This window comes from Rudaea sp. (assembly GCF_036560865.1).
Taxonomy (GTDB): domain Bacteria; phylum Pseudomonadota; class Gammaproteobacteria; order Xanthomonadales; family Rhodanobacteraceae; genus Rudaea.
In genome coordinates, this window is record NZ_DATBQK010000032.1 from 1 (window position 1) to 8682 (window position 8682).

The window sequence follows — 8682 nt, forward strand, 5'->3', positions numbered from 1 at the left end:
CGCGCGGCGTACGTGTGCGCTCGCGACGCACCCCACGCGCGACGAGCCCGACCCGGCCGTGATCGCGAGTCAGACATTCGAGCAGCAGCGAAGTTTCGCGATACGCGCGCGCGTGCAGGATGAAGGCCGGTTGCTGTTCAACGCGCATGATGCAGGCTCAGATCAGACATATTTATTGGCCGCAAAGAGCGCAAAAGAGAGCCTTGCTTTTCCTTCGCGTCATTTGCGCTCTTTGCGGCCAACGCTCTTTCGCACGCAGTTCAGTCGGAATAACCAAAAAGGTGCAGTGCGGCTTCGTCGTCCGACCAGTTCTCGCGCACCTTGACCCAGAGCTTGAGAAACACGCGGCGTCCGAACAGCTTGATCATCGCCTGACGCGCGGCGCTGCCGATCGTTTTGAGCTGCTCGCCGCCCTTGCCGATCACGATCGCCTTCTGCCCTTCGCGCTCGACCCAGATCGCGGCGTTGATCTCGGCGACGCCGTCCTCGCGATCGGCAAAGGTTTCGATCTCGACCGTCACCGCGTACGGCAATTCCTGCGCCAGCCGCAGCATCAGTTGTTCGCGAATCAGCTCGGTGGCGAGAAAGCGCTCGCTGCGGTCGGTGAATTCGTCGTCGACGAACTGTGCCGGCGCGACTGGCAGAAGATCGATGATCGCGCGTTCGAGCGCCTCGATGCCGTCACGGCGGCGCGCAGAAATCAGAAATACATCGGCGTAGAAGCCGTCGTTTGCGACCTTTTCCAGAAACGGAAGAAGCTGCTTTTTATCTTTCTGCGCATCCACCTTGTTCAGCGCGAGCAATCGAGGTTGCGCGGAATCGGCAAGCTGGTTGCGCACCAGCTGATCCTCCACGGTCCAGCGTCCTGCCTCGATCAGCTGCACGCCGACATCGGCTTCGGCAATCGCATTGCGCGCGGCGCGGTTGAGCTGGCGATTGAGCGCGCGCGCACCGTCCGCATGCAGGCCCGGCGTGTCCAGCAGCAGGATCTGACCCTGCGCGCGCGTGACGATGCCGAGAATGCGATGCCGTGTGGTCTGCGGCTTGGGGCCGGCGATGCTGAAACGCTGCCCGACCAGGGCATTGACCAGGGTCGACTTGCCGACGTTGGGCCGGCCGACGATCGCCGCCGTGCCGCAGCGGAAATCGCCTTCACCCGGTTTCGCCGGATCGGGAGTCATTGCGCCGACTGCTCGCGCGCCTGCAACAGTGCCAGCGCGCTTGCGGCGGCAAGTTGCTCCGCCGCGCGCCGGCTGCTGCCGCGACCTTGCGCACGCAAGTCTGCGTCAGCGATGGCGCACTCGACCTCGAACACCTTGGCATGATCGGCGCCGAAAGTTGCCACAAGTTCGTAGCTCGGCAAGGGTTGCGCGCGTGCTTGCAGCCATTCCTGCAGACGCGTCTTGGCGTCCTTGTCCTCGCCGCTCGCGGCCTGGGCCAGACGCGGCTCGAACAAGTCGCGCACGAGCGCGCGACAGGCGTTCCAGCCACCATCCAGGTACACCGCGGCGATCAGGGCCTCGAACGCATCGGCAAGAATCGAATCGCGCCGGAAGCCGCCGCTTTTCAACTCGCCCGGCCCGAGCCGCAACTCGTCACCCAGATCGATCTCGCGCGCGACTTCGGCGAGCGCGGGCTCACTGACCAGACGCGCGCGCAGACGCGTCAGCTCGCCCTCGTCCGCCTTGGGGAATTTTTCGTAGATCTGCTCGGTAACAACCAGGTTGACCAGCGCGTCGCCAAAGAATTCCAAGCGCTCGTTGTTGTCCGCGCCCACGCTGCGATGGCTGAGCGCGCGTTCGCGCAGCTCGTTGTCGGCAAAGGTATACGCCAGCCGCGTGGACAATCAGGCCCCGCCCGCGCGCCCGTTCATATGCCGCTGTCGCGCAACATGTTCTCGGAATGATCGAAATGCGCGAGTAGCGACACATTGTATAAAAAGGGAATCTGGCGGTCATAGACGATGCGCAACGCGCGGCGCCCGTTCTGCCTTTCAAGCTTGATCGCATCCGGCGGCAAGTCGCTCACGTATTGCAGGTCGAAATTGACATCGAGCTTCTTGCGGATCTCCACAAGCTCCATGGTCGGTGCATTGATGTCGTTCGCCACCGCCTTCATCGATTTCACCACACCGAAATATTCGACGTAGACCGGGACCAGCTTCATCGCCGCGAAGGCGAAGAATCCCACCACGATGAGGATGATGATGAAGCCGATCAGCGTCATGCCTTTCTGAGTGTTCCGCGTACTCATGATGGTCCCCTATTTGATCAGAGTGCCCAGCCGCTTGAAGTCGATGCCACTATCCCAATTCATCCAGATCACGAAGGCGCGACCGACCAGATTCTGTTCCGGCACGAAACCCCAGTAACGGCTGTCCTCGCTGCAATCGCGATTGTCGCCCATCGCAAAATACTGCCCTGCGGGTACCTGGAACGTTCCCTCGGCTCCATTCTGGGTTGGCATGTTCAGGATACGGTGCTCCACCGCGGGAAGCAATTCCTGCTTGATTTCCGATCCCTGCATATCGCAGGCATTCGGATCGCCGCTCCTGAACGGGCCGCCGAACGGCCCAACGTCGTTCTGCGGAATTTCCTTGTCGTTCACGTACAGCGTCTTGTTGCGATAGGTAATCGTATCACCCGGCAGGCCGATCACGCGCTTGATGTAGTTCATTTTCGGGACCGGCGTCACGGGATATCCGCAGCGTGAGCCGCTGCGTACCGGTTTGCCGTCGCGTTCGCAGGCATAACCAGGATAGACGAACACGAACACATCGCCACGCTTCGGTTCCCCGACCTCGAAGAACTTCTTATTCAGCACCGGCAGGCGCAGGCCGTAGGCAAATTTGTTCACCAGCACGAAATCGCCGACGAGCAGGGTCGGCATCATCGATCCGGACGGAATCTTGAACGGCTCGGCGATGAACGAGCGAAACAGCAGCACGATCAGGATTACCGGAAAGAACGAGCGCGCGTACTCGACGATGGCCGGCTCGCGCATGGCCTCGGTCACGCGTTGCTCGCGCTCGCGCTGACTGCCGCCGAGCGCGCCCATCGCCTGCGCGCGCGCGACTCGGCCCTTGTGGAAAAACAGGCGATCGAACAGCCAGATAATACCGGTGACCGCGGTCAGTACGACCAGCAACAAGGCAAAGTCAAAATCCATCCGTGTTTCCTTTTCGATTCGTATCTGCGTAGCGGTGAGGTGATGCGAATATTAATGCATCGCCTTCCCGTGTTGCGTTCCCGCCAACCCGGGCGCAGCAATGCTCCGTCTTACTTGTCCATTTGCAATACCGCGAGGAAGGCCTCTTGCGGAATTTCCACGCTGCCGACCTGCTTCATGCGCTTCTTGCCTTCCTTCTGTTTCTCGAGCAGCTTGCGCTTGCGCGTGACGTCGCCGCCGTAACACTTGGCCAGCACGTTCTTGCGTAACGCCTTGACGCTTGAGCGCGCGATGATCTGCGCACCGATCGCGGCCTGGATCGCGACATCGAATTGCTGGCGCGGGATCAATTCCTTCATCTTCTCGACCAGTTCGCGGCCGCGGCGATCCGCATTCGTTCGGTACAGGATCAGGCTCAAGGCATCGACGCGGTCGCCGTTGATCAGCACATCCACGCGCACCAGCGGGCCGGCCTGGAAGCGTTCGAAGTGGTACTCCATCGAGGCGTAACCGCGCGACACGGATTTGAGCTTGTCGAAGAAATCGAGCACGACTTCGGCCAAAGGCAGCTCATAGCTGATCTGCACCTGGCTCGCCATGTAGTGAATCGAGCGCTGCACGCCGCGTTTTTCCTCGCACAGCTTGATCACGCTGCCGATGTGTTCCGGCGGCGTGAGGATATTGGCGACGATGATCGGCTCGCGGATTTCCTCGATGTACTGGCTCGGCGGCAGCTTGGCCGGATTGTCCAGGGTCATTACTGAGCCGTCGGTCTTGAGTACTTCGTAGATCACCGTGGGCGCGGTGGTGATGAGATTGAGATCGTATTCGCGCTCCAGCCGCTCCTGGATGATCTCCATGTGCAGCAGACCGAGGAAGCCGCAGCGGAAACCGAAACCCATCGCCTCGGAACTCTCCGGCTCGAATGCGAGCGCGGCATCGTTGAGCTTGAGTTTTTCCAGTGCTTCGCGCAGCGCTGGGTAATCGTCCGCCAACACTGGGAACAGACCGGCGAATACGCGCGGCTGCATCTGCTGAAAGCCCGGCAAGGGCTTGTCCGCGGGCTTTGTGGCCGAGGTCAGCGTGTCGCCGACCGGCGCGCCATGCACGTCCTTGATCGCGGCACAGACCCAGCCGACCTCGCCCGCGCGCAATGCGTCCTTGGCCAGCCGTTTCGGCGTGAACACACCCACCGAATCGACGTCGTGACTGCGCCCGGTCGACATGACCAGAAGCTTGTCGCGCGGCTTGATCTCGCCCTGCATCACGCGCACCAGCGAGACGACGCCGAGATAATTGTCGAACCAGGAGTCGATGATGAGTGCCTGCAAGCGGTCGGTATCGCGCGGTTTCGGCGGCGGAATGCGCGCGACGATCGCCTCCAGCACTTCGACGACATTCAGTCCGGTCTTGGCGCTGATCGCGACGGCGTCGGTTGCGTCGATGCCGATCACGGCCTCGATTTCTTCCTTGACCTTGTCGATGTCGGCGGTCGGCAGGTCGATCTTGTTGAGCACGGGCACGACTTCGAGCCCCATCTCCACCGCGGTGTAGCAGTTCGCCACCGACTGCGCTTCGACACCTTGCGCTGCATCGACCACGAGCAACGCACCTTCGCAGGCGGCCAGCGAGCGGCTCACCTCATAGCTGAAATCGACATGCCCCGGCGTGTCGATGAAATTGAGCATGTATACTTTTCCATCGCGCGCCGTATACGGCAGCGACACCGACTGCGCCTTGATCGTGATGCCGCGCTCGCGCTCGATCGGATTCGAGTCGAGTACCTGCGCTTCCATCTCGCGCGCTTCCAGCCCGCCGCACAATTGAATGATGCGGTCGGCCAGCGTGGACTTGCCGTGGTCCACGTGCGCGATGATTGAGAAGTTGCGAATGAGTTCCATGCGATGCCGTTGGCGGGCCCGCGCTGGATGGCGGGCCGGCAAAACGACAATTATCGCATGAAGACGGCGGTTTGTTGCGTTTGCACAATATACGGGCCCCGCAGGGCCCGATATTCTGAATGGTGGAGACCGCGAACAATCAATGGTGCGTCTCCCGACCGGCATCCCTGCTGACCTTCGCCTGCCGCGCGCGATGCGCTTCAAAGCATCACGCAAACGCGGCAGAGGCTCAACCGTTCTTCGGTTTCGGCAAGGCGATGGTCACAAACTGCGTCGCTTCATTGCGCTTGACCAGCAGCATGACCGAGTCGCCCGCCTTGACGTCTTTTACCGCATTGCGGAAGTCGCCGGTGGACTTAATCGACTGGCGCCCGACCATGAGGACGATATCGCCCGCCTGCAGCGCTGCGCGCTTGGCCGCACCGCTCACGTCGGCAATCACCACGCCATTCTGATCCTTGAGGCCGAGCTCCTTGCGCTGCTCGGCCGTGATGTCCTCGACGGCGAGGCCGAGCGAGTTCCTGCGCTTGGCCTGCTCGCTATTGCCAAGGCTGGCCAGGACCGCTTTCTCCGGGGCCAACTCGCCGACCTTGACCGGCACGGTGAGCGTCTTGCCGTCGCGGAACACCTTCAGTTCGGCTGTGGAGCCCGGTTTGGTGCCTCCGACCAGCAGCGGCAGATCGGTCTGCTGATCGATTACATGGCCGTTGTAGGCAAGGATCACATCGCGCGGCTGCACGCCGGCCCTGTCCGAACCGCTGCCGGGCGTGACCTGGGTGACCAGGGCGCCGCTGACCTGCGGCAGGCCCAGGCTCTGCGCGACATCGCGGGTCACGCCCTGGATCTGCACGCCGATCATTCCGCGTGCGACATGACCGGTGGCCTTGAGCTGCTCCACGGTATTCATCGCCAGATTGATCGGCACCGAGAACGACACGCCCATATAGCCGCCGGTATTGGAATAGATCTGCGAATTGATGCCGACCACTTGACCATCGAGATTGAACAGGGGGCCGCCCGAGTTGCCGCGGTTGATCGGCACGTCGGTCTGGATAAACGGCACGTATTGTTCACCACGGCTGCTGCGGCCGACATAACTGACGATACCGTGTGTGACCGTATGATCCATCGCGAACGGCGAGCCGATCGCCACCACCCACTGCCCGGGCTTCAACTTGGACGAATCGCCGATCGTCACCGCCGGTAGACCGGTTGCCTTGACCTTGAGCAGGGCGACATCGGACCTTTCATCGGTGCCGACCACTTTGGCGTCGAGTTCGCGCCGGTCGGACAGGCGCACGACGACTTTCTCCGCGCCGGCCACGACATGGTTGTTGGTCAGGATGTAGCCGTCGCTGGAAATGATGAACCCGGACCCGAGCGATTCGCCACCGATGCGCGGATGGCCGCCGCCCGGAGCGCCCGGGCCGCCGGGACCGAAGAAGCGGCGCAGGATATCGGGCATGTCCGGCTGGTCCGGCCCGCTCTGATCAGGGCCGTCCTGATCGTCGGCGTCGTCGCCCTGGATGTTGGCGCTGTCGCCCTGGGTCGCGGTGACGTTGACCACGGACGGGCCGTTTTTTTCGACCAGCTGGGTGAAATCCGGCAGGTCCGCATGCGCGGCCGCAGCCGCCACGGCGAATAGCAAGAATACGCTTGCACTGTATACTTTGCGCATATGTGTACCTTTATCGAAACCGATTTGTTGACTGCTTGAGAGATGGATTCTGGGGAAACGACTTCAAGAAGGGGGCTTGCGAACCGTGCGGAACATCGCGCAATTGGATTGCGTGCGCGCCGCCGGGTTTCCGAAAATACGAACGTTCGACGACTCCTTGTCAGCCGGCGTTAAGCTGCGGGTTGCGCGGACAACCTATTGCGGCGAGGCGACGCTCTGCGGCGCGGCTTGCGTCGCCGGAGGACGCTGCGGCAGCCTGAGATACAGCACGTAAGGCACGCCGGTAGCCGACAGATCGCTGCGCAAAAGCGCATTGCCGCGCGGCGAATAGTAGTCGGGCAACACCGAATCGAAACGGAAACTCGCCGGCAGTACATCGTTGGCATTGAACCCGGCCATCGGCAACGGATTCGCAATCGCCGCGGGCGGCGCCAGCACCGGCAGGTAAGGCGAACGCACCTGCTGCGCCGGCGCCTGCTGCGCCACGACGGGACCGAGCGTCGTTCGCGCCGACACCACGCTGTCGCCGACCGGGCGCGACACAACCAGGGCGACCACGGCCACCGCTGCAGCGATCGCACCGCCGCCGACCCAGCGCAGCGCACCGAGACGACGCGCAGTCGTTCCAGCCAACGCGCCGCGTTCCGTTTGCAGACGGCCGATGATGCCGTCGGCGAAATTGCCAGGCAGCGCCAAGGCGACGTACTCGTGCCTCAGCGTCGCACTGATCACGTGATAGCTCGACCAGCGCCGCGCCAGATCGGACTGCGTGTCGACGCCGCGCAGCAGGAAGCGTACCTGGTCGCGTGCGAGTTCGCCGTCCACCATGGCGGACAACTGCTCGCAGAATTGCTGGTTGGCGTTGACTTGGATTTCTTCACTCATGGTCGGACACCTTGGTATCGGACAGCAGCGGACGCAGCTTTTGATCGATCGCATCGCGGGCGCGAAAGATGCGCGAACGGACCGTGCCGATCGGGCAATCCATTTTTTCCGCGATTTCCTCGTAACTCAAGCCATCCACCTCACGCAGCGTAATCGCTGTTTTCAGTTCTTCCGGTAGCTGTTCGACAGTGTCGAACACGGTTTGTTCAATTTCCTGACGCAAAAGTTCATGCTCCGGCGTGGCCTGATCCTTGAGCCAGGAACCGCCATCCAGCAGCACCGCGTCGTCGACCGAGATATCGTCCTTGGGCGGGCGCCGGCCCTGCGACACCAGATGGTTCTTCGCCGTGTTGATCGCAATCTTGTAGATCCACGTATAGAACTGGCTGTCGCCGCGGAAGTTGCCGATCGCGCGATAGGCGCGGATGAAAGCTTCCTGGGCAACGTCCTGGCATTCGCTCCAGTCGGAGACATAGCGAGAAATGACGCTCACCAACTTGTGCTGGTACTTGCGTATCAGCAGGTCGAAAGCGCGCTTGTCCCCCTTCTGTACCCGTTCTACCAGGGCCTGGTCGGTATCTGTCTCGCCCATCCGGGCCGTGCTCCGTTGGTGTTCGACCCGATCAAGCGTTGTTGCTAGACCTTGTGTCGTCATGAATAGTTCCAGTCTGCGCGCGCGTCGCGGCAGAAAGATGCGGCCGGCCAGCGCTTTCGCAACTGGCCTAGACCGATTGACCCGGGCCGCAGCTTGCGCAGATTATAGCCGTCTTGCCTGACTCGCCCGGAACCGCCATGTTCGAAGGTCTGCGTTTTTCCCACTGGCAAACCGATACCGGCGCGGACGGCATCACGGTCCTGACCCTCAATCGCGCCGACGCATCGGTGAATGCGCTCAATCGCGCCGTACTCGACGAGCTGGCGCAGATTGTCGAGCGCCTCTCGTTCGAACCACCCAAGGGCGTGGTGATCTGCTCGGGCAAGGCGAATGGCTTCATCGCCGGCGCGGATATCCGCGAATTCGAAATCTATGAAAAACAGGGCGGCGTGCTC

10 protein-coding genes are annotated in these 8682 nt (G+C 61.9%); 1 reads left to right on the plus strand and 9 read right to left on the minus strand.

Annotated features, from left to right (window positions below; genetic code table 11):
• From recO to rpoE, 9 genes are all read right to left on the minus strand, one after another.
• The coding region (gene recO, locus VIE67_RS04000; protein WP_332023519.1) for a DNA repair protein RecO at positions 1–148 on the minus strand (148 nt) is incomplete at its 3' end.
• 112 nt (positions 149–260) lie between these two features.
• The gene (gene era, locus VIE67_RS04005) at positions 261–1181 is read right to left on the minus strand and encodes a GTPase Era (protein ID WP_332023504.1); all 921 of its coding nucleotides are present in this window, start codon (positions 1179–1181) and stop codon (positions 261–263) included.
• On the minus strand, positions 1178–1846 hold the full coding sequence (gene rnc / locus VIE67_RS04010) for a ribonuclease III (protein ID WP_332023506.1): 669 nt from the start codon (positions 1844–1846) through the stop codon (positions 1178–1180). The genes era and rnc overlap by 4 nt, the downstream gene beginning before the upstream one ends.
• A gap of 23 nt (positions 1847–1869) precedes the next feature.
• Positions 1870–2253 (minus strand): DUF4845 domain-containing protein, encoded by a 384-nt coding sequence (locus tag VIE67_RS04015; RefSeq protein WP_332023508.1) that lies wholly within the window; start codon positions 2251–2253, stop codon positions 1870–1872.
• 9 nt (positions 2254–2262) lie between these two features.
• Positions 2263–3168: a signal peptidase I gene (gene lepB / locus VIE67_RS04020; protein ID WP_332023509.1), complete on the minus strand. Its 906-nt coding sequence runs from the start codon at positions 3166–3168 to the stop codon at positions 2263–2265.
• Positions 3169–3278: 110 nt separating this feature from the next.
• Entirely contained in the window at positions 3279–5069 is a 1791-nt protein-coding gene (gene lepA, locus VIE67_RS04025) for a translation elongation factor 4 (protein ID WP_332023511.1), read from the minus strand.
• Positions 5070–5298: 229 nt separating this feature from the next.
• Complete coding sequence (locus VIE67_RS04030) at positions 5299–6747, minus strand: Do family serine endopeptidase (protein WP_332023513.1); 1449 nt, start codon at positions 6745–6747, stop codon at positions 5299–5301.
• 195 nt (positions 6748–6942) lie between these two features.
• On the minus strand, positions 6943–7632 hold the full coding sequence (locus VIE67_RS04035) for a sigma-E factor negative regulatory protein (protein WP_332023515.1): 690 nt from the start codon (positions 7630–7632) through the stop codon (positions 6943–6945).
• A complete protein-coding gene (gene rpoE / locus VIE67_RS04040; protein ID WP_332023521.1) occupies positions 7625–8224 on the minus strand; it encodes an RNA polymerase sigma factor RpoE in 600 nt (199 codons plus the stop codon). Before rpoE ends, VIE67_RS04035 begins: the two co-directional genes overlap by 8 nt.
• A gap of 200 nt (positions 8225–8424) precedes the next feature.
• Between rpoE and VIE67_RS04045 the strand changes: the two genes are divergently transcribed.
• Positions 8425–8682: enoyl-CoA hydratase-related protein (locus tag VIE67_RS04045; RefSeq protein WP_332023517.1), on the plus strand; the 258-nt coding region annotated here is incomplete at its 3' end.